The organism is Fischerella sp. PCC 9605 (assembly GCF_000517105.1).
GTDB lineage: Bacteria > Cyanobacteriota > Cyanobacteriia > Cyanobacteriales > Nostocaceae > PCC9605.
In genome coordinates, this window is the sequence record NZ_KI912151.1 from 547,226 (window position 1) to 568,934 (window position 21,709).

Here is a 21,709-nt window from a genome sequence, read left to right on the forward strand (position 1 = left end):
CTATCTATATTTAATTTTAAGCCATAAAATTATGAGATTCAAAATTAAAATAATAAAATTGGCAATAATAATAGCTACATCATGACGAAAAATTCCATATAATAACCATAAAAAAATACCAATTATAAAAATAATCAGCATCGTGTATGAAACATCTTTAGCTGATTTTGTCTGCCATGTTTTAATCATCTGCGGCAAAAAGGCAAATGTAGTGAAGCTAGCAGCAACTAATCCTAAAATTGTCACACAGTCCATTGGATGCAACCCTTAAAAAATTTAGATTCAACTCCAGCCCTTTCAAAGTGTAAATCTAGCAAATGAAAATTTCTTGGTGTCTTAGTGTCTTGGTGTTTCAAAAATTATTTTTTCACCACAAAGGCACAAAGACACAAAGTAGATATTTCGCTACTTCCTGCCGACTTTCTAAGAGTAAAAATTATCTTTACAAACCCCGTATTTTCTACAACACCTGACACTGCCCATGATGCCGCAATAAATGGTCGCACAGCACTAGCGCCACCATCGCCTCAACCATTGGAACTGCACGCGGTAAAACACAAGGGTCGTGACGTCCTTTGCCTGCTAAGATTGTTTCTTCACCCTCATTTGTTACTGTTTTCTGCTCTTTTCTAATCGTTGCTGTTGGTTTAAATGCTGCACGAATAATAATATTTTCGCCGTTAGAAATTCCGCCTTGAATTCCGCCGGAACGGTTGGTGCGGGTACGAATTTCGCCGCCTTCATCAATATAAAATTCGTCGTTATGTTCAAAGCCAGTCAGTAGGGTTCCTGCAAAACCAGAACCAATTTCAAATCCTTTGCTAGCAGGGAGAGACATTACTCCTTTGGCTAGATCCGCTTCTAACTTATCGAAAACTGGATCGCCTAAACCTTTGGGTACATTTCGCGCTACACATTCCACCACGCCACCGATAGAATTACCTTCCCGCCGGATTTCTTCGATTAATTCAATCATCCGTTCGGCGCATTCAGCATCGGGACAGCGGACAATATTGCTTTCAACTTGTTCTAGAGTAACGATGTTGGGGTCAATGACGCCTTCTAAATTTTTGATGCGCTTGACGTAAGCGATGATTTCTACATCCGCAATTTGACGAAGGATTTTTTTGGCGATCGCCCCTGCTGCTACTCTACCGATTGTCTCCCGTGCCGATGATCTCCCGCCACCCTGCCAGTTGCGGATACCATATTTGGCATCATAGGTTGCATCTGCGTGGGATGGGCGATACTTCATCGCCATTTCATCATAATCTTGGGGGCGAGTGTCTTTGTTGCGTACTAAAATTGCGATCGGCGTGCCCAGGGTTTTGCCTTCAAATACACCGGAGAGGATTTCACATTTGTCTTCTTCTTTGCGAGGCGTGGTAATTTTACTTTGTCCTGGACGTCTCCTATCTAGTTCTACTTGGATTTCCTCTGCTGAAATTTCTAGTCGGGGAGGACAACCATCAATGACAACTCCCACACCGCCGCCGTGGGACTCGCCAAAAGTGGTGACGCGAAATAGATGTCCAAATGTGTTGCCCATGATGTTGAGGAGGTATTGTCTCGACTATTTATCTTACATGAAGTTTTGTTATAAACACTAAGATAAAAGTTTTACGATACACCTTGTCTATTTGAGTTGTGAAAAATATATTTTTAACGAACCGCAGAGGACGCAGAAGACACAGAGGTAAGAAGAGAAGAGAGTAGGATTGCTATGTAATTTCCGTTTTGAAAATAAGGATGCCCAAAATAAAAGTAAATTTGAAGATAAGTTTTTGTACGCTCAATTATGCCCCAAGCTAGAGTTTTTGTTACCCGCCGTCTACCAACTGAATTACAACGACTGCAAGAAATTGCGAATGTTGAAGTTTGGATGGGACGCGAACCGCCTCCTTATGAAGTTTTGCTGGCAAAGGTGAGGGAAATAGATGGGTTACTGTGTTTGCTGACTGACAAGATTGATAGACAATTGATAGAAATTGGAACGTCCCTTAAGGTGATTAGTCAAATGGCAGTGGGGTACGATAATATTGATGTCCCGGCTGCGACGGCACGTCAGATTCCAGTTGGTCATACTCCAGGTGTTTTGACAGATGCGACTGCTGACTTAACTTGGGCGTTATTGATGGCAGCTGCACGGCGAGTGGTAGAGGGAGATCGGTTTACCCGTGCGGGAGAGTGGCGGACGTGGGAACCGGATTTGTTACTGGGGCCAAATGTAACAAGTGCGACGTTGGGGATTGTTGGTTTTGGGCGCATTGGTCAGGCGATCGCTCGTCGTGCTAAAGGTTTTAATATGCGAATTCTTTACACCAGTAGACATAGATGCGATCCAGAATTAGAACAATCGCTAGGTGTAGAGTTTGTTAAGTTTGAAAGTTTGTTGCAAGAGTCAGATTTTGTCACAATTCATACGCCTTTATCTGACGATACTTATCATCTGTTTGGCGAACCGCAATTTGCACTGATGAAGCCATCTGCCATTCTCATTAATACAGCAAGGGGAGCAATTGTAGACTCAGATGCTTTGTACCAAGCATTAAGCAGTGGTGAAATTGCGGGTGCTGCGATCGATGTCACGGAACCAGAACCAATACCAATTGATAGCCCATTGCTGACTCTTGATAACTTAATTATTACTCCTCACATTGGTAGTGCTAGCCGCCAGACACGGGAAAAAATGGCAAATATGGCAATTGATAATTTGATTGCTGGGTTGAAGGGAGAAAGATTACCTTATTGTGTTAACCCAGAAGTTTACGATGTGGTTAGTGGTTAGTGGTTAGTAGTTAGTGGTTGTAGAGACGTGCCATGGCACGTCTGTACATTGGTTAGTGGTTAGTGGTTAGTAGTTGGTTTTTTACCACTATCCACTATCCACTAACAGTCACTACGAGAAATACGCTTATTTACAGCTACTTACCACTTGTGTTTTATCCTGTCGTAAATTTCTACATAATCTGCCCCAGGATGGTTCCACGAGTAGTCGTACTCCATACCTGCAATGGCGAGTTTGCGGAACTCTTCAGGATATTCGTACCACAGTGCGATCGCCCGATCCATTGCTGACTCTAAAGCATGATGATCTGTCTCGTAAAACACATAGCCATTACGTTGTTCTGGTGGTACATTCTGGTCGTAGTCTCGGTCAAATACTGTATTTACCAGTCCACCCACGCCGCGAACAATCGGTACTGTGCCGTACTTCAAACCAATCATCTGAGTTAATCCACAGGGTTCGTAATTACTGGGGACAATAATCATATCTGCCCCTGCATAAATTAGGTGGGATAATTCTTCATTAAAACCCAATTCTAAATGCACATCGGGGTTACTGTTTAAAAATTGTTTTTCGTGTTGGAAATGAGCATTGATTCCTAGTTCTGTTGCTGAACCTAGTAATACAAATTGCGCTTCTTTGTTGAGTGCGTGATAAATGGCGTGATGAACAAGATGCACACCTTTTTGATGATCTAATCGACCGATGTAAGCAATAATTGGTTTGTCAGCATGGCGGAGCATGAGGCGCTCTCGTAGAGCTTTTTTGTTATATACTTTTTGTTCAAAATCATCCCGTGTATAGTTATAAGGAATGTAGCGATCGATTTCAGGATTCCAAAAATCGTAATCAATACCGTTGAGAACCCCAGTGAATTTATCTTGGTGCAAATGCAAGGTATGACCTAAACCACAGCCAACATCCGTAGTACGGGCTTCCCAAGCATGGTGGGGTGAAACTGTGGTTACAGCATTCGAGTAAACAATGCCCCCTTTCATAAAGTTCAAGGCAAAGGGGTTAAAATTGTCACGCAGCTTATCGTATTGGAAGTAATAAGGCTCGCGATTTAAGCCTGTTCCCCAGAGAGTATCTGCACCGCCTATTCCCTGATGCTTAAAGTTGTGGATGGTGTAGCAAACCCGTTGATACTCCATCCCATGATACTTGTACATTTCATAGAGCATGACTGGAACTAAACCTGTCTGCCAGTCATGGCAATGAATCACATCGGGTCGCTTATTACTTTGAAGCAGAAATTCCAAAGCCGCTTTGCTGAAGAACGCAAAGCGCATATTGTCATCATCGCAACCGTAGTAGCAGCCTCGATTAAAGAAATTATCTTGAGAGTGGGGTTCAATAAAGAAACACACCCGTCCGTGTACCCAACCGCAGTACACAGAACAGTGAATTGCACCACCATACCAGGGTACCCATAAGTTTAAATAGGCATCATGAAGTCCCCAAATATGGTCGTAGCGCATACAATCATATTTGGGCAGAATAATCTCAACGCAATGCCCCCGCGTCTCTAATTCCCGACTCAGACCGTAAACAACATCCCCTAAACCTCCTGCTTTAATCACAGGAGCACATTCCGAGGCAATCTGTACAATGTACATCCCTAGCTCTCGCTTCACAAAACTTCATATTTACTATATTCCAATCAGTACATGAAAAATGTACTCATTGACAAGGGATTAGCTGGGTGATAAGAAAAAACTTTGAATGCACGCCCAATCATAATGAAATTTATCGGTATCGATTTAGGCTGGAAATCGCAACCAAGCGGACTATGTTGTTTAGAATGGTCAGACAATCAATTACACATTTTAGACATAGACCGCAAAGAATCCATTGCAGATATCCTCACCTGGATTGATAGCTGTGTATTACCAGGTGAAAGTGCCATCATTGCCGTAGACGCACCTACCATCATCCCCAACACTACCGGAAGTCGCTTACCTGACAAACTCACACACAAACATTTTGGCAAATATCACGCTGGATGTTATCCTGCCAATCTCAGTCTTCCCTTTGCAGAACGCACCGTCAACTTTGGCTTAGAATTAGAAACTCGCGGTTTTGTCCACGCACCCACCATCGAACCGCAAAAACCTGGTAGATATCAAATAGAAGTCTTTCCCCACCCCGCAATAGTTCATCTATTCGGCTTAGAACGCATCCTCAAATATAAAAAAGGACGCCTCAACGAGCGTCGCTTAGAATTAATTAAACTCCAAAATTACATTCTTGATATCTTACCTACTCTTAAACCACCTTTGGTCTTTGATCGGACATCACCCCATCCCCCCATCACCCCATCCCCCTATCTATTGATTCTCCCCCAAATCCCTACCACCGGCGCAGCACTCAAAGCAGCCGAAGATAAACTAGATAGCCTAATCTGCGCTTATGTAGGCGCACATTGGTGGTATTGGGGAGAACAACGTAACTTAGTGTTGGGCGATCGCACTACTGGTTATATTGTCATTCCCCAAAGAATGTAGGGGATTGGGAATTGGGAATTGGGATTTAACGATTATCTTTGCCCCATGCCCCTTGCCCTTGCCCCAATACCTAATCTTACTGCGCCCAGAGAATCAACCTTGGTTCATAGGGACTAGAAAGGTACTTATGTTTAGGCAATACACGCAAAGATAAGCCTTGTAAACCAGAGGTGGTATATATGACATTAGCCGTGTAAATACTGAGTCCTTGTGTATCTTCTCCTTGGTATTCCATTACCACGGGTATACCGTTGACAATCTCACCATTGGCATCTATTGAGCCTTGATATAACTCTACCTGTACGTCATTATTCGTCAGAGTTGCCAAGTCAACCTTGGCTTTGACGGCAACAGTTTGGTTAACCTCAATATCAGGCCCTACAGATACATCAATATCTTTGATCTTGATGTCGTACCAATGGTCGGTAAGTTTTGCTTTCCAAGCCGCCAGTTCTTTCGCTGGAGCATAGTTATCGCTATAGAGGGTATAGTAGCGATCGCTGGCTGGAAAATATGCTCGCTGTGCATATTCTCCTACCATCCGGGCTGTATTAAAGAACGGACAATTCAACCGGATTGCATCCTTCATTTTGTCAATCCAGCGTCTTGGCAAGCCATCCGCATCGCGATCGTAAAACAGCGGTACGACTTCTTTTTCTAAGATGTCGTACAGGGCATTGGCTTCTACTTCATCCTGATAAATAGGATCGTCATAAATTTCGCCATGTCCTATTGCCCAACCGGTACGGACATAGTCAGCTTCATCCCACCAACCATCAAGCACGCTTAAATTCGGCAATCCATTCATCGCCGCTTTCATACCGCTAGTACCAGAGGCTTCACGGGGACGACGCGGTGTATTTAACCAGACATCACAACCCGCTACCATCAACCGAGAAATATATATGTCGTAATTTGGAACAAACACAATCTGTTTTTCCAAACCCTGTTCGCGGATGAAATGATTGATGTCGCGGATGAGTTCTTTACCAGGAATATCTTTGGGGTGTGCTTTCCCAGCAATGACAAATTGGACTTTGCGGTGTTTGTTACCCAACAAAATCTGCTTGATACGCTCTACGTCTCTCATCCAGAGAGTAGCACGTTTGTAGGTAGCAAAACGACGGGCAAAGCCAATCGTTAAAACGTAAGGATCGAGGACTTCTTGGGCTTGGGCAATTTCACTGGGAGAAGCACCGCGATCGCGTAAATGCTTTACTAGACGCTCCCGCACATATAAGATCATATCCAAGCGGCAGCGCTCGTGATTGCGCCACAACTCTTCATCGGGAATAGCGTCCATGCGATCCCACAGCGGGTGATCGGTTGGTGCAGATGACCAATTTGGGCCAAGATAGCGATCGTACAACTCCTGAGTCGATTTAGCGACGCAACTACGGGCATGCACACCGTTAGTAATCGCATTAATTGGCACTTCCTCTACGGGCACATCAGTCCACAAGCCCTTAAACATCTGCCGCGACACCGTACCGTGCAGCTGTGCCACACCGTTAGAAAACGCCGCCATCTTGAGTGCCAATACTGCCATACTGAAAGGCGCAGATAAATCACCCGTATTTTCTCGCCCTAGTGCTAGAAATTGGTCTTTGCCCAAGCCAAAGATATCTGCATAATGCCCTAGGTAGTGCAAAACTTTGTCTGGGGAAAACAAGTCGATTCCAGCTGGCACTGGCGTATGGGTAGTAAAGATATTTGTAGAACCTACCACTTGCCGGGCTTCGGCATAACTCAGTCCTTGTTCCTCAATCAGGATGCGGATGCGTTCCAGAGCAGAGAACGCCGCGTGTCCTTCATTCATGTGGTAGGCTGTGACATTATACCCCAGCGCTTTTAACATCCTGACCCCACCGATACCCAGCATCATTTCTTGGTGGATACGCATATCAATATCACCACCGTAAAGTTGGTCGGTGATATCGTGATCGTAAGGATTGTTGGGTTCAATGTTAGTGTCGAGCATATACAACGGCACCCTTCCCACCTGTACGCGCCAAACTCTAGCGTACACAGTGCGCCCTGGATAATCTACTGCAATCCGCAGTTCTGAACCATCCGGATTTCGTTCTAGGTGCAGAGGCATATTGTAAAAGTCGTTAATCGGGTAGCGTTCTTGCTGCCAGCCATCTGCATTCAAATATTGGGCAAAGTACCCTTGTTGGTACAGCAAGCCTACTCCCACAAGAGGCAGTCCTAAGTCACTGGCAGATTTAAGGTGATCGCCAGCTAGTACGCCTAAACCTCCAGAATAGATAGGCAAACAATCTACAAGCCCAAATTCAGCAGAAAAATAGGCGTAGCATTCTGGGAATCGGGGATCGGGGATTGGGGATTGGGGATCGGGAAAAGACAAGGGAGAATTTCTCGCTTGTCCTACTTGTCCCTTATCCCTAGTCCCCGATCCCTTTTCTCTCGTTTTCTGGTACCAAGTGCGCTCTTTAAAATAGTCTTCTAGCTGCAAGGCGGCACGATCCATTTGCGCCAGAAAGCCTTCATCTTCTACTACTTCCATCAGTCGCGCTTGGCTAATGGTTCCCAGCATCAAAACAGGGTTATGATGGCTGGATTCCCACAAATCGGGATCTAAACGGCGAAATAAGTCTTTAGTTTCAACGTTCCAATCCCAATGCAAGTTATATGCTAACTTCCGCAGTGGTTCAAGTCGCGGAGGTAAGGAAGGAGAAACGTTGAATGTGCGAATTGGCTGCATAGGTCAGCATAACTCCAAGTCTAGCTATCGCTATTGTTGTCTGTCTTTTGTTAATGTTGCCAATTTTTTATACTGTGTTTGTAAATCGCCTTCAACATTGTTAAGCTTTGAAAACTATTCTCATAATTGTTTTCCTGAGTACAGAGTCCCAAGCAGGAAAGATGAAAACTTTAAATCTACTTAGAGGCTAACAGGAAAATATAGGTAAAGTCACAATTATAGCCCTATTTTCTCCTTAAATCTTGATTTATGGCTTTACAGAGCAAGCAGAGTGAATGTTAAAAATCAGGTAGAGATTTCGCTAAAAAGCTTTTTCTGATTTTCTTCATAAATGAAATTAGTCCCTTCTGCCTTCTTCTCTATTTCTTCTCTCTTAAAAATCTATCCCTAGTAGGAGGTAATCTCTTTTTTGTTATGTAGGGCATACTTCTTTGTGCTGTGCGATCGCAAAATACTGGCTTAATCCAAACGTCAGCAATGATAAAAATTTTTAAACTAACCTTTTTATTCCGATCTAAGGAAATAAACTATGCTAAAAGAGAGATGTGGTCATTTTAAATCTGGCTCAATATATCTAAAAACAGCAATTTGCTTGGTCTATAGTATAGTCTACGTGCGTCATGATAAAAGCAGCACATAGTAAAAATTGGCTGCAACAAAGCCGTCACATAAACAGAGGAAGTGCATACTTGTTTGCACTTAAGCTGAATGTGATGTCTGAAGTTGGAGACATTCCACCCTGAATTTGCTGTGCGTAGACAAAAAATCAAAAACTACATTTTGTTGATGAAAAGCAAAAGCTTTGTTTGTAACTGAGGATGTTTCAACAAATGTAGTTTTGTGGAAAGAGTTGCTTGTTTAAGTACACATCGGAAAGATTAAAACTGCCTAGCAGGGAGTAGGTTTATGTTAATTATTCTCTACAGGCAGTTTCGTAGGAATCTTTTCTGCTTTGCCTTATAAATTGAAGAATAGCCTCTCTCGTCTACCAGCTTTTACAGCTGGATAGTCTGATAGTTGCATTTACAAAATCCTGGTATTCTCTGAGAAATTTATTCTGGCAGTAAACAAGCAGTTTCCTCTATTTTATCCTGCGTACTGCTGCAAAACTTGCTCATCAGCAGACACAATTAATATCAAGTCTATTCAGACTCAGATTGGTAATCTACAAGCGGGTTTATTCTGATTGCCATTTGTCTGAACCATTTTTATCTAACAGTAAATTTGATATTAGTTGCAGGTAAAACTAAGTAAGTTTTGTGGATTTAAATGCAAGTTTTATCAAAACTTACTGAAAGATAGCTTCTCATTGCTTATGTTTTTGGGTTTATTTTCTAAAAAGCAAACCAAAAATCATCAAAGCTTTTGTATACCATTCCAAATAATTATCAATAGATGATAAATGCATAATGGTAATACAGTGAATAAAGTACAGACAAAAATTACGAAAATAGCAAAAATAGAGAGTAGTCTAACTATGAAACAACAGCTATATTGGAAAAAAATGAACCGTTTTAAAGAAGTTTTATTAATTAACTTGCTAGGAAATATTCCAACCATCGCTTTTGGTCCTAAACTGCGAAACTCGCTATATCGTCTGATTTTTGCCCGATTAGATAATTCTGTTTATATTCAAAATGATGTTGAATTTCTCAATGCGTCTTGTATTGAAATTGGTAGTGGTGCCCATATTTTCAAAGGCGTTCGCATAGATGCCAGAGGGCACGAGAATAATAGAGTTTGTCTAGAAAATAGCGTTGCTCTTGAGAAAAATGTAGACATCGGTGCTTTAGACGATACCCACATCCACATCGATCAAGAGACATTTATTGGTCCTGGTGTTTCTATAACTGGCCCGGGAGATGTAAAAATTGGCAAACGCTGTCTAATTGCAGCCAATACAGGAATATTTGCCAATAATCATAATTTTGCAGATCCTACGAAATATATTGCAGAGCAAGGCATTACTTGCAAGGGGATTGTCATAGAAGATGACTGTTGGCTAGGACACGGGGTAACAGTATTAGATGGAGTCACTATTGGCAAAGGTAGTGTGATTGGTGCAGGAGCAGTTGTTACTAAAGATATTCCTCCCTACTCCGTTGCTGTAGGGATACCTGCAAAAGTAGTTAAAAGCCGAATTGGTGATGAACTACTAATAAACTCCAGAGATTGATACTGGTATCAAAATCCTTCTTATGAAACCCTAGTTACCAGGTTGAACCTGGTAACGAGAATTAGAGCCAGAGGCTCTCCCACTCAAATGGTGAGCTAGGGCACTCCAACAGGGAGTTCTCCCAAATTATAGAATTTTCAGCTTATAAATAATCAAATTCAAATGAGCAAAATAATAGTAATGAAAAAATCAACATAATAAACTTAAATAGTTAATGAGAGCTAATCAACTTAATTTTCTTGAACTTAGAATTTGTGTTGTTCGTCATTTATAATTAGTGATTATTTGATATTTAGACAGAAACTAAATAACCAAATAAAACAGATCCACTATAGAATCTCACAACAAAAGCATAAAAATCTCTTTTTACTCACTCCTCATACCTTATTGCCTCTAATCTGCATTTTCTGCGGAAATAGGGGTTTAATTTGCTCATGTTCAAGCTAGCCCCTCACGGGCAATTGCCCACAACGAGGAAATGAAAATCTCTTTCCAGATCCCCGTTGCCCCCAATCTCCAATCCCTATTTTCAAGACAGCTATGTCTGATGAAGGCATGCTGCTAAACTTAAGGCTGGAAACATCTGTTGTAGGCAAAACGTCTGCAAAGCAAGGCGCATCTACAAGTCAGACAACTCTAGTGGAGACTAGCGAGTGTGTTGGTTGATTTGCAGGGTTTCTCTGCTCACTTACACCAGTGTTCTCCAAAAAGGGGATGGGATTTGGGTAAGATAAAGGAACTATCTTAATCTGCACAGCAGACGCGGAAAGCTTTTCATATCCAAAGGAGATACCCAATGCTGACTTTAAAAATCATTGTTTATATTGTTGTTGCCTTCTTCGTCACTCTGTTTGTGTTTGGATTCTTGTCAAACGATCCTGCTCGTAACCCCGGTCGTCGGGATTTAGAGTAAGATCGCGACAATTCATCCGCGACTGCCGAAAGCGGAAAATACTAGACGCTCTTAGGGCGGCTTGCTTAAAGTTAATTAAACAGAAGGCGAAAGTCGGAAGGCAAAAGGTTAAATTAGTCCTTCCGGCTCTTAATTTTGGCTGTTTGTTTGCTAGATTGATATGTTTCATCCTGTTTTGCCGCCCGAACCGCCTCCCATAATCGAACCTCTACAAGCAGCGAATCTACTCGTTACAGCTGTAGGCGATCGCCAATTGCATTCTCAGAGCGATCGCCAGTTGGATTCTGTTGGGGAACAGGCATCCTGCTCGTCATGTGCAGGAACTGACAGCAAAACACAAGCAAATACAGAAAATCCACAGGAGCAAAAGCCAGCAACTTCTAGTAGTACAGACAAACCTTTAGAGCAATCTGCTCAGCCAACCAAGGATGAGTTATCTGTCGCCAAAACCTTATCTACATTATCTACACCCACTACACCAGAAACATTTCCAGCAGAATTTTCGCCTCATAGGATGATTGAAAATAGTGCGACTCTACTAGGTGAGCCGCTGTCTGTTGGTTATCCACTGCAACAGCTACAAGCTTCTGGTGTTAGGAACGAAAACAGTATTCAAACGGCAAAAACTGAGGCTTTGCCGGTAAAAGAGCAACTCACCCAACCACTTCACAACAGCAAGAATGTATCCCAGAAAAATTCACAATTGTTGACTGAGCAATTAATCCAGGGACAACAAAGTGAAAATCAACAGACTTTTCAGCCAACCCCCCAACCGATCAAAATCCAATTTGACGGTAACAAGCAAGCAAATGCATCGCCACAGCCCTCAACTATAGAATTTAAAACTCGCAGCACCACCAGCCAATCGCCCACTCAACAGCAACCACCACCCGCGCCAAACTCGCCTGCTGCACCTCCAGAAACCAGAAGAGTAATTGAAGTAATAGCAGATAGCCAAGAGTACGACCAAAACCGACGGGTGGTAACAGCAGAAGGAAATGTAGTCGTGCGCTTTGATGGGGCGGTAGTGGATGCCGATCGCGTCCAAGTCAATTTGGATAACTTGATCGCCGTAGGAGAAGGAAATGTTGCCCTCACAAGAGGCGACCAAGTATTACGCGGGCAGCGATTTACCTATAACTTTATTCAGGATACTGGAGAAATGCTGGCTGGTCGCGGCGAGATTTTTCTACCCACAGCCGGACAGGATTTTTCTTTTTTACCTACTGATGTAACAGCGGGTGGAGTACCAGCACGTCCGCCCAGCGACAGAATCAGAAGCGCTCAACCACTGACTGGGGTGGGTAGTCCGGGAGGAATTAATGTCGGTGTTGGTGGCAGAACCGGTGCTAGAAATTTACCCAGCCCACAACAGGGAGGTCAAGTGCGACGACTGCGCTTTGAAGCTGCACGCATTGATTTTTACCCGCGTGGCTTACAAGCAACAGATGTAAGTATCACCAATGACCCCTTTTCGCCTCCAGAACTGGTGTTACGGGCAAATAAAGTCACACTAACGCGAGAGGCTCCCCAGCAAGACCGCGTGAGGACGCAGGGACAGCGTTTAGTATTCGATCAAGGTTTGAGTGTACCCATCCCCAGAGATGAGCAGGTGATTGATCGCAGAGAGCGCGAAGCTACCCCTGGCTTGGTTTCTTTTGGTTTTGATGGCGATCAGCGGGGTGGTTTTTTTGTGGAGCGCAACTTCCAACCCATCACTACAGACAATTTCAGCTGGAGTATCGCGCCTCAGTTTTACGCTCAAAAGACAGTACAAGAAGGTTTTAGTAATATTCCCTCACTGTTTGGTTTGAGGACAAAACTAGATGCAACTTTAAGTCCACGGTCAGTTGTCGAGGGTTCAGGGGTGTTAACTAGTTTTGATTTGACCGACATCGAAGACAACCTGCGGGCGAGTTTGCGGTGGCGTCAACTATTAGGCGATGTCACCGCACCCCATACTTTGACAGTGGAATATAGTTACCGCGATCGCCTTTACAATGGTAGCCTTGGGTTCCAAACTGTCCAGAGTAGCTTTGGTGGTGTGCTCACCTCTCCGATCATTCCTCTAGGTAACACTGGGTTAAACCTCAGCTATCAGGGGGGCGCACAATACATCACAGCCAATACCGATCGTCAAGACTTGCTAGAAACTATCCGGGATAACGATCGCGTCTCTCTCGGTCGCCTCCAAGCCAGTGCTGCTATCAATGGAGGGGTTACGCTATGGCGGGGCAAACCATTACCACCCACCGCTACTGAAGGGTTGCGATACACACCAAACCCAGTAGTTCCCTACCTAAGTGCATTTGGTGGAGTGACTGGCACTACCAGTTATTACAGCAATGGCGACGATCAAACTACCTTAATTGGTACTATTGGTTTGCAAGGGCAACTTGGTCACTTTTCCCGATCCTTTCTGGACTATACCGCTTTTAACATCAGTTACTCCCAAGGCATTAACACTGGGGAATCTCCCTTTTTGTTCGACCGTGCCGTGGATAACAGAGTCTTAAGTGCTGGGTTGACACAGCAGATTTTTGGACCATTTAGCCTAGGTTTTCAAACTTCAGTTAACCTGGATACTGGAGAAAACACTAGCACTGATTATATCTTAGAATACAGCCGTCGCACTTATGGAATCACCTTGCGTTACAATCCGGTTTTAGAATTGGGTGGTATTAGCTTCCGAATTAGTGACTTTAACTGGACTGGCGGCACCGATCCATTTTCCGATCCTGCCGAAGTTAAACCTGTTGTTGGTGGTGTGGAGCAGAGTAATTAAGAAGTCAAAAGTCAAAAGTCAAAAGTCAAAAGTCAAAAGTCAAAAGTCAAAAGTCAAAAGTCAAAAGTCAAAAGTCAAAAGTCAAAAGTCAAAAGTCAAAAGTCAAAAGTCAAAAGTCAGAAGTCAAAAGTCAGAAGGGAAGAGGCAAGGGACAATGGAAATTCCAATCCCCAATCCCCGATTTGCAATGCCCAATGCCCTATTCCCTATTCCCCAACCCAATCCCCTTGTTCACGCATTCTACCCTTGACAAAATTTCCTACCTACTAGTAGAATGGCAACATGAATTCGACAAATACTCGAACTCAAATTCTCGATACTGCCCAGGAACTTATCCAGCGCTTGGGAGTTAATGCCATGAGCTATCAGGACATTAGCGTTGCAGTTGGTATTCGTAAAGCAAGCATCCATCACCACTTTCCTACAAAAGATGACTTACTTGCGGCTTTACTTGATCGATACAATGACTACTTCCTGCGCTTGGTGGATAGTATTATCGCCATGCCGATTCCAGCCGATGAAAAACTCCGTCGTTACTGCGCTTTGTTTGAAGCTACGCTTAACAGTGGCAACCAAGACAAAGCCTGTCTCTATGGCATGGTAGGGGCAGAATTAGCAACGCTGAAAAATCCACTTATAGAAAGGGTTGCAGCATTCTACCGTGACAACGAAGAACGGTTAGTTGCAATTCTGGATGAAGGCCGCAAAACCGGAGTATTCGGGTTTGCTGGTGATGTTAAAGCAATGGCAACTCTAATTTTCTCTCTTTTAGAAGGTGGGATTTTGATTGTCCGTGCCAGTGGCGGTGTTGAGCAGTACCAGGCAGTAATTGAGCAGCTTATGCAATTGGTTATTGGCGTAAAGAAAAGTGCTTCTCGTGGTGAATGTTAGTGGTTAGTTGTTTGTTGTTTGTTGTTTGTTGTTTGTTGTTTGTTGTTGGTTTTTAACTACTAACTACTAACTACCCCGATAGTTATTTTTATTCACGCCCAGTTACCTAATTTTTTTACTCTTTTACCTACCAAGTAGTAGATAGACAAAAGGAGAAAATGATGAACGCAATTGGCATTCTTGGTACAGGCAGAATGGGAATTCGTTTAGCAGTGATGTTTGCAGATGCGGGACAGCGTGTGATTCTGGGTTCGCGAGATCCGGCACGTTCAGCCAGAATTGTACAGAAATTGGAGCGCGAGCAAATTACTTCAGGTACATATATAGATGCTGCAACAGCCGAGTTTGTACTACCAGCCTTATTTTTACGCGACGGTTTGCTAGATACCCTTGAGCCACTGCGAAATCAGCTAGATGGCAAGGTTTACATTGATATCTCCAATCCGTTCAACCATGATTACTCTGATTTCATATTGCCGTGGGATACCAGTGGGGCAGAACAAATTCAGCATCGGTTTCCCAAAACACGGGTTGTAGGAGCATTCAAAAACGTTTGGTGGGAGGTATTTGACGCTCCCCAATTCGGAGATACAGTCAGCGACGTATTTGTTGTCAGCGATGATGCCGAAGCTAAGGCTGAGTTTTTCAGCATAGTTGCAGGTACTCCTTTGCGCTATATTGATGCAGGTCAACTCAGCAATGCCCGCACGATTGAACGAATGACCCTACTTAGTGGTGAGTTGGGTCAAAGATATAATTTCTTTCCCCGCATGAATTACAAGCTGCTGGGAGAACCCTGGATTCCAGGAAAGTGCGATCGCTTTGCGCCAATGATTGTATCAGAGCGCTCAGGGAAATAATCAATAGACTTCTTGCGTAAAAGGTATAGCAAAGGGCGATAAGTAATGTAGCTACGTAGCCTCTAAAAATTTCTTTGACAACGCTGTCTATAAATAAAACTTTCAAGACAGGCGTTATAACTTTTGTTCGCCACGCAGGCTGAAAATAAGTCTTTCCCTTTCCCCTTAACGCCAGTTCGCGGAGGCTTTGGAATCGCTAAAAAGTCGAGTTGGGAAGAACTCACGCGACTGGCTTCCCTTTACCCTTCTAGTTTCAAAGGAAAACTGTTATGCAATTACTAGAACGCAATGAACTGAAAGATTATATAGCGATCGCTACTACCGTTTCCAAAGAGTTGGCAGCTAGCGCAGTTGAGCGAGATTTGCAAGCTGGTATCCCATATGAAGAAATTCAGCGACTCCGGGAAGCGGGTTTATTGCCTCTTGTAGTTCCACGAGAATATGGTGGTGTTGGGGCAACTTGGATAGAAGCATTCAAGATCGTTCAGGAACTTGCCAAAGCAGATGGTTCGACTGGACAACTCTATGCCAACCAGATCATTCTGTCTGTGCTAGGTCAAGTTGCAGGTACACCCGCTCAAGCCGAACGCTATTATCGAGCCACTGCCCAAAATCACCTGTTTTGGGGAAACGCCGTTAATGCACGAGACACTCGCCTCAAGATTGAACCAGAAGACAATCACTACCGGGTGAACGGCATCAAAACCTTTGGAACAGGCACGATTGTGGCAGATTTGCGAGTATTCTCTGCTGTGCAAGAGGGAGTTGATTTTCCGATCATCTTCGTCATTCCCAAGGATCGAGAAGGGGTAGTCTACAACGACGACTGGAAAAATATGGGACAGCGACGCACAGCCAGCGGTAGTTTCACATTTCACAATGTCTTCGTGAACCCCGATGAAATTCTTGGCCCTCCGCCTTCGCCTGAAGGTGCATTTTCAACCTTTCTATTCGTTGTCAACCAACTGGTTAAAACTTATGTCTACTTGGGAATTGCTGAGGGAGCCTTTGAAGCGGCAAAAGAATACACTACCACAATAACTCGACCCTGGATTACTTCAGGAGTAGATCGAGCATCAAAAGACCCCTACATTCTGCACCACTATGGTGAACTATGGACTGAACTGAAGGCAGCAATTGGGCTGGCAAGTCAGGCGGCGCAGCAGGTACAGACAGCTTGGGATAAGGGAAATGCGCTCACCCATGAAGAAAGGGGAGAAGTGGCGATCGCTGTTTCCGCAGCCAAAGCCTTTGCTACAAAAGTTGGTCTGAATATTACCACCCGAATTTTTGAGGTTATGGGCGCTCGTTCTACAGCTACCAGTTACGGCTGCGATCGCTACTGGCGCGATCTACGGACATTTACCCTCCACGATCCAGTAGACTACAAACTGCGGGATGTCGGCAACTGGGTGCTAAATCGCGAGTTGCCAATAGTAACTCAGTACTCTTAAAAAGTCAAAATCTAAAAGGCAAAAGGGTGCGGCTCTTGCCAAAACATGGTGTAGTCATAAAGAGTAAAAGTCAGAAAAAATAGGTGTTGCATATTTACGGGATGAATTTATTGTCTATTACAAATACAAAATTCAATTCTTGGTGTCTTGGTGACTTAGTGGTTCAATTTTCATCCCTATTTAGTGCAACACCAAAAAATAAGACAACTCAGAAAACTCGTCCATCATTACCACTATTAAATTGATATGAGTCTTTTTTGTCTGGTTCACGGATGCTTCCAAGGAGCATGGTGTTGGGATTTGCTCATTCCCTACTTAGAAGCACAGGGTCATAAAACCGTAGCAATGGACTTGCCAATTGAAAATGCATCTGCTACTTTGTCGCAATTTGCGGATGCAGTAATTCAAGCGCTGCCAAAAACTGATGATGATATTCTCCTAGTTGGTCACTCAATGGCTGGTACTATAATTCCCCTGGTTGCAGAAGTGGTAAAACTGCGTCAACTAGTGTTTGTGGCTGCCCTGATCCCGTATCCTGGAATCAGCACACTCGACCAATTTTCTCATCATCTTGATTCTGATACGCTCAAATCATTCAATTACCAGCCAAAAGACCCCAGTAAACTCAAACAGTTCCACTCGGAGCCTGATATGTTTGAATCAGCTTCCGTAGGGAAAGATTATTCAGACGAAGCAGTATTAATGGACTTTTTCTATCATGACTGTCAACCGGATGTAGCACAGTGGGCAATCTCGAAAAGTCGTTCGCAACAATCTATGGCATATATTTTTGAAATGAATCCTCTAAAAGCTTTGCCTTCGGTTGAGCGTAAATATATTGTTTGTACCAATGACCGAATATTGTCTTCTACATGGTCACGCTATGCTGCACGCCATCGCTTAGGAGTCGAAGCCATTGAGCTAGCTTCCGGACATTGCCCACATCTTTCTTGTCCTGATCTTCTTGCTGAAGTATTAACTAGTGATTAATGGTGATTGGCATGAATATTGGCGCTTTCATTGACGGCAAAAATATAAGCCAATACGGTTCAGTTGGTAGAACTTGATTATTGAAGATCCCCCTAAATCCCCCTTAAAAAGGGGGACTTCAAAACCATTGCTTGATAAGTAATTCAACCAATTAAAACATAAAATCTTTGTAGTAGCGTGGCAAGACTAAATTTGTGCATTAGATTTTTAGCCTGTTTCGCGCTGAAGCGCTTACTACGAACATTTTCTATTACACCATTTTAGGCTTGCCAGTCCAGTAGTAGCCTACCAAGGCTAATTTGATGCAATATGATTTTCTTGTGAGATGGGCGTCTCGCCCGTCCGATGCAGGCTGTCCGGCCTGCACCACAAAATTGGCGTTGCACTTCTTCTAAGATACAAGGGTGCGTTAGTGACAACTTAACGTACCATTATCCAATGGTATAGAAATGGCGATCGCATCAATCCGTCAGTAGAAATAGTAGCTGTAAAATTGAATGTACAACAACAAAAATGGAAATAAACAATTTAAAATCCATTGCTCCTAAACAGATAGCCTAAGCAGCCTAACGACTAAGTTCAGCGACAGCAGACAAACCCGAACTCATCACCAGGAGTGCCGTTCATCTGCTGAACCGAAGTGTTGGGCTACAACAGCCACGAGATTAGAAATCGTGGCTATTTTGAAGCGTTATACTATTCCAAAAGCTTAAATTCCTTGATTTATCCTCAAAAATAGTTTTAAAACTGATGTATTAATCCACACTCGTCGTCAAAATATTCCGCATCCGAAGTAGAAACAATGTAAATCCTCTTGCTATCCTACTTCTAGACTATTTAAGAAATAGAGTAATGTTAAAAGTCTTTGCCGATCGCGGTGGTACATTCACAGATATTGTCGCTGTTACTAATAATCAGACAATCATAGATAGACTCTCAGAACATTCTGAACGTTTTTTGATTGTTCCCCTTCCTGAGAAACAATGGATTATAGTCTACAAACTACTTTCAGAAAATCCTGAACAGTATCAAGATGCAGTCATCCAGGGTATTCGGGATATCATGGGACTTTCAAGCAACGAACCCATTTCTACTGACGCAATCGAAGTTGTGAAAATGGGGACGACAGTAGCAACAAATGCACTGTTAGAAAGAAAAGGTTCGCGCGTCGTACTTCTAATAACCAAAGGGTTTAAAGATGCCCTGCGAATTGGCTACCAAAACCGTCCTAATATCTTTGCCCGTCAAATCATTTTACCCACAATGCTTTATGAACGGGTGATTGAAGTAGATGAACGCTATGATGCTAACGGTCAGGAATTAACCTCTATAAATATTGAAAAAGTCAAAACTGACTTACAAGCAGCTTACAACATAGGAATTCGTAGTTGTGCCATTGTTTTTATGCACAGCTATCGTTATCCTTACCACGAACAACAAGTTGCCCAACTTGCCCAAGAAATTGGATTTACGCAGATATCCGTATCCCATCAAGTTAGTCCTTTAATGAAATTAGTTAGCAGAGGGGATACAACAGCCGTAGATGCTTATTTAACTCCCATTCTTCGTCACTATGTCAATCAAGTAGCCAGTCATTTACCCGGAGTCAGATTAATGTTTATGAAATCTGATGGGGGTTTAATCGCAGCCGAACAATTTCAAGGGAAAGATAGTATTTTGAGTGGCCCTGCTGGGGGTATTGTTGGGGCAGTACAAACCAGCAAAAGAGCGGATTTTGAGTTAGTCATTACTTTTGACATGGGAGGAACAAGTACAGATGTTGCCCACTTCAAAGGAGAGTATGAACGACAATTAGATTCGGAGATTGCTGGCGCACGCATGCAAGTCCCCGTATTAGCTATTAATACTATTGCTGCTGGAGGCGGTTCAATTCTGTTTTTTGATGGTTCTCGTTATCGCGTCGGGCCTGAATCTGCTGGATCAAATCCCGGGCCTGCTTGTTATCGGCGTGGCGGGCCGTTGGCTGTCACAGATGCCAATGTCATGTTAGGCAAAATTCACCCCCAATATTTTCCCCATGTTTTTGGACGCGATGGCAATTTACCCTTAGATCAAGATATTGTCAAAGAGCGATTTACACAATTAGCCCAAGATATTGAAACTGCCACAGGAAACATTCGTACTCCCGAACAAGTAGCCGCCGGATTTATTGCTATTGCTGTAGATAATATGGCAAACGCGATTAAAAAGATTAGTCTGCAACGGGGTTATGATGTTACCCAATATGTGCTTTGTTGTTTTGGAGGGGCAGGAGGGCAAGTTGCTTGTTTAATTGCCGATACTTTGGGGATGAAAAAGATATTTCTGCACCCTTATGCTGGAGTTCTCTCTGCTTACGGAATGGGATTAGCTGATGTGCGGGCGACAAGAGTTGGGGCAGTAGAGTTGCCTCTTACCCAAGCATTAATTCCTCAACTAGTGCGGCTAATGAAGTCTCTAGAAACCCAAGCTAGAAGTGAACTAACCTCAGAGGGTGCAAGTAGTGAAGAGGAAATAGTCAGAAAAGTTAATTTGAAATATGAGGGAACTAACTCTACTTTGACTATTGATTTTAACTCGGATGTAGCAGTGATGCGACAAGAATTTGAGGCTGAACATAAATCTCGCTATGGTTTCATTCAACTAGAAAAAACCTTAATTGTCGAATCAGCTTCAGTGGAAGTTATTCAGATAATGGATACTCCTGAAGAACCTTTAATTAATCGTACCCGTCCAATCAATGAAGCCCCTGCTTCTGTTGAAACAGTGAGAATGTTTACTACTGAAAAATGGCATGATACTCCTATTTATCGACGGGAAGATTTACAACCTGAAGATAGTATTATTGGGCCTGCAATTATCGTAGAAAAAATTAGCACGATTGTAGTAGAACCTGATTGGGAAGCAAGGTTAACTGAACGCAATCATTTAATTTTACAGCGTCTATAAATTGCAACGACAGAGTTAGAATTAAGGGTTCAAAGATTTTGACAGAAAAGTATGTACAAATTTGCTGCGGCTTGGGAAAGTGAGCAGATTGTTTTTGGTTCTGCAAGACCTGGATACAGTAATCAGAAGGTCAACCAGTGGATTGAGTTTATGCAGAGTCAAAACATTAAGCGCGTTTGCTGTTTACTTCCCCATACTCAGCTAACTCGTTATTCAAATTTGCTTGGAATCTATCGACAAACATTTGGATTGGATCGGGTTTGTTGGGCACCGATTGAGGATTTTCAATTTGCCGATCGCGAAACTCTAATCCAGCAAATTTTACCGTTCTTGGCAGTCGCAAATCAGCAAAGTGAGAAAGTTGTAGTTCATTGTTCTGGTGGGATTGGACGCACTGGACATGTCTTAGCCGCTTGGTTAGTCAGTGGACGGGGACTCTCTAACAAAGCAGCGATCGCAGCAGTTAAACGAACTGGAAAAAATCCCTATGAAGCGGTAATTGCTGCTATCTTTAAAGGTCGAAATCCTTGGAAAGTGATTGCGGAACTAAACGCACTTCTAGATGATTGTCGTCGTGCTGGAGAAACTTTAGTTTAGCTTGTAGGTTAGGTGGAACGAAGTATAATCCAACATTAACTTTAGGATTTGTGGGTTGGCGATCGCTATAC

Annotated in this window: 17 protein-coding genes; 12 read left to right on the forward strand and 5 right to left on the reverse strand. The window is 43.1% G+C overall.

Annotated features, from left to right (window positions below; translation table 11 throughout):
• Complete coding sequence (locus FIS9605_RS0127485; RefSeq protein ID WP_026735448.1) at positions 1–255, reverse strand: SemiSWEET family sugar transporter; 255 nt, start codon at positions 253–255, stop codon at positions 1–3.
• Between the two features lie 205 nt (positions 256–460).
• The gene (gene aroC, locus FIS9605_RS0127490; RefSeq protein ID WP_026735449.1) at positions 461–1,549 is read right to left on the reverse strand and encodes a chorismate synthase; all 1,089 of its coding nucleotides are present in this window, start codon (positions 1,547–1,549) and stop codon (positions 461–463) included.
• A gap of 249 nt (positions 1,550–1,798) precedes the next feature.
• Between aroC and FIS9605_RS0127495 the strand changes: the two genes are divergently transcribed.
• Complete coding sequence (locus FIS9605_RS0127495; protein ID WP_026735450.1) at positions 1,799–2,788, forward strand: 2-hydroxyacid dehydrogenase; 990 nt, start codon at positions 1,799–1,801, stop codon at positions 2,786–2,788.
• Between the two features lie 140 nt (positions 2,789–2,928).
• Here the strand turns inward: FIS9605_RS0127495 and glgA are convergent, their stop codons facing one another.
• Positions 2,929–4,407 (reverse strand): glycogen synthase GlgA, encoded by a 1,479-nt coding sequence (gene glgA, locus FIS9605_RS0127500; RefSeq protein WP_026735451.1) that lies wholly within the window; start codon positions 4,405–4,407, stop codon positions 2,929–2,931.
• Between the two features lie 123 nt (positions 4,408–4,530).
• Here glgA and FIS9605_RS0127505 point away from each other — a divergent pair, with 123 nt between their 5' ends.
• The gene (locus tag FIS9605_RS0127505) at positions 4,531–5,295 is read left to right on the forward strand and encodes a DUF429 domain-containing protein (protein WP_026735452.1); all 765 of its coding nucleotides are present in this window, start codon (positions 4,531–4,533) and stop codon (positions 5,293–5,295) included.
• 76 nt (positions 5,296–5,371) lie between these two features.
• Here FIS9605_RS0127505 and glgP read toward each other — a convergent pair whose 3' ends face one another.
• Positions 5,372–8,023, reverse strand: coding sequence for an alpha-glucan family phosphorylase (glgP, locus tag FIS9605_RS0127510; RefSeq protein WP_026735453.1), 2,652 nt, complete (start codon positions 8,021–8,023; stop codon positions 5,372–5,374).
• 1,477 nt (positions 8,024–9,500) lie between these two features.
• Between glgP and FIS9605_RS0127515 the strand changes: the two genes are divergently transcribed.
• The 8 genes from FIS9605_RS0127515 to FIS9605_RS0127550 all read left to right on the forward strand — a co-directional run bounded on the left by FIS9605_RS0127515 (position 9,501) and on the right by FIS9605_RS0127550 (position 18,092).
• Positions 9,501–10,199 carry an acyltransferase gene (locus tag FIS9605_RS0127515; protein ID WP_026735454.1) on the forward strand — a complete coding sequence of 233 codons (699 nt, stop codon included), beginning with the start codon at positions 9,501–9,503 and terminating at the stop codon, positions 10,197–10,199.
• 540 nt (positions 10,200–10,739) lie between these two features.
• Positions 10,740–10,865 carry a hypothetical protein gene (locus FIS9605_RS46220; protein ID WP_269321075.1) on the forward strand — a complete coding sequence of 42 codons (126 nt, stop codon included), beginning with the start codon at positions 10,740–10,742 and terminating at the stop codon, positions 10,863–10,865.
• Positions 10,866–10,995: 130 nt separating this feature from the next.
• Entirely contained in the window at positions 10,996–11,112 is a 117-nt protein-coding gene (locus FIS9605_RS0127520; protein WP_026735455.1) for a photosystem II reaction center protein I, read from the forward strand.
• A gap of 160 nt (positions 11,113–11,272) precedes the next feature.
• On the forward strand, positions 11,273–13,897 hold the full coding sequence (locus FIS9605_RS0127525) for a DUF3769 domain-containing protein (RefSeq protein WP_026735456.1): 2,625 nt from the start codon (positions 11,273–11,275) through the stop codon (positions 13,895–13,897).
• A 282-nt stretch (positions 13,898–14,179) separates the two neighbouring features.
• Positions 14,180–14,788, forward strand: coding sequence for a TetR/AcrR family transcriptional regulator (locus FIS9605_RS0127535; protein WP_026735458.1), 609 nt, complete (start codon positions 14,180–14,182; stop codon positions 14,786–14,788).
• A gap of 158 nt (positions 14,789–14,946) precedes the next feature.
• Positions 14,947–15,648, forward strand: a complete 702-nt coding sequence (locus FIS9605_RS0127540) for an NADPH-dependent F420 reductase (RefSeq protein ID WP_026735459.1) — start codon at positions 14,947–14,949, stop codon at positions 15,646–15,648.
• 269 nt (positions 15,649–15,917) lie between these two features.
• Positions 15,918–17,102: an acyl-CoA dehydrogenase family protein gene (locus tag FIS9605_RS0127545; protein WP_026735460.1), complete on the forward strand. Its 1,185-nt coding sequence runs from the start codon at positions 15,918–15,920 to the stop codon at positions 17,100–17,102.
• Positions 17,103–17,348: 246 nt separating this feature from the next.
• Entirely contained in the window at positions 17,349–18,092 is a 744-nt protein-coding gene (locus FIS9605_RS0127550; RefSeq protein WP_026735461.1) for an alpha/beta hydrolase, read from the forward strand.
• A gap of 260 nt (positions 18,093–18,352) precedes the next feature.
• On the opposite strand, the gene FIS9605_RS44415 is transcribed toward FIS9605_RS0127550, so the two are convergent.
• Entirely contained in the window at positions 18,353–18,511 is a 159-nt protein-coding gene (locus FIS9605_RS44415) for a hypothetical protein (RefSeq protein ID WP_197036158.1), read from the reverse strand.
• A 433-nt stretch (positions 18,512–18,944) separates the two neighbouring features.
• Here FIS9605_RS44415 and FIS9605_RS0127555 point away from each other — a divergent pair, with 433 nt between their 5' ends.
• Both FIS9605_RS0127555 and FIS9605_RS0127560 read left to right on the forward strand, forming a co-directional pair.
• Positions 18,945–21,041: a hydantoinase/oxoprolinase family protein gene (locus FIS9605_RS0127555; RefSeq protein ID WP_026735462.1), complete on the forward strand. Its 2,097-nt coding sequence runs from the start codon at positions 18,945–18,947 to the stop codon at positions 21,039–21,041.
• A 51-nt stretch (positions 21,042–21,092) separates the two neighbouring features.
• Positions 21,093–21,638 (forward strand): protein-tyrosine phosphatase family protein, encoded by a 546-nt coding sequence (locus FIS9605_RS0127560; RefSeq protein WP_026735463.1) that lies wholly within the window; start codon positions 21,093–21,095, stop codon positions 21,636–21,638.
• Positions 21,639–21,709 lie beyond the last annotated feature (71 nt).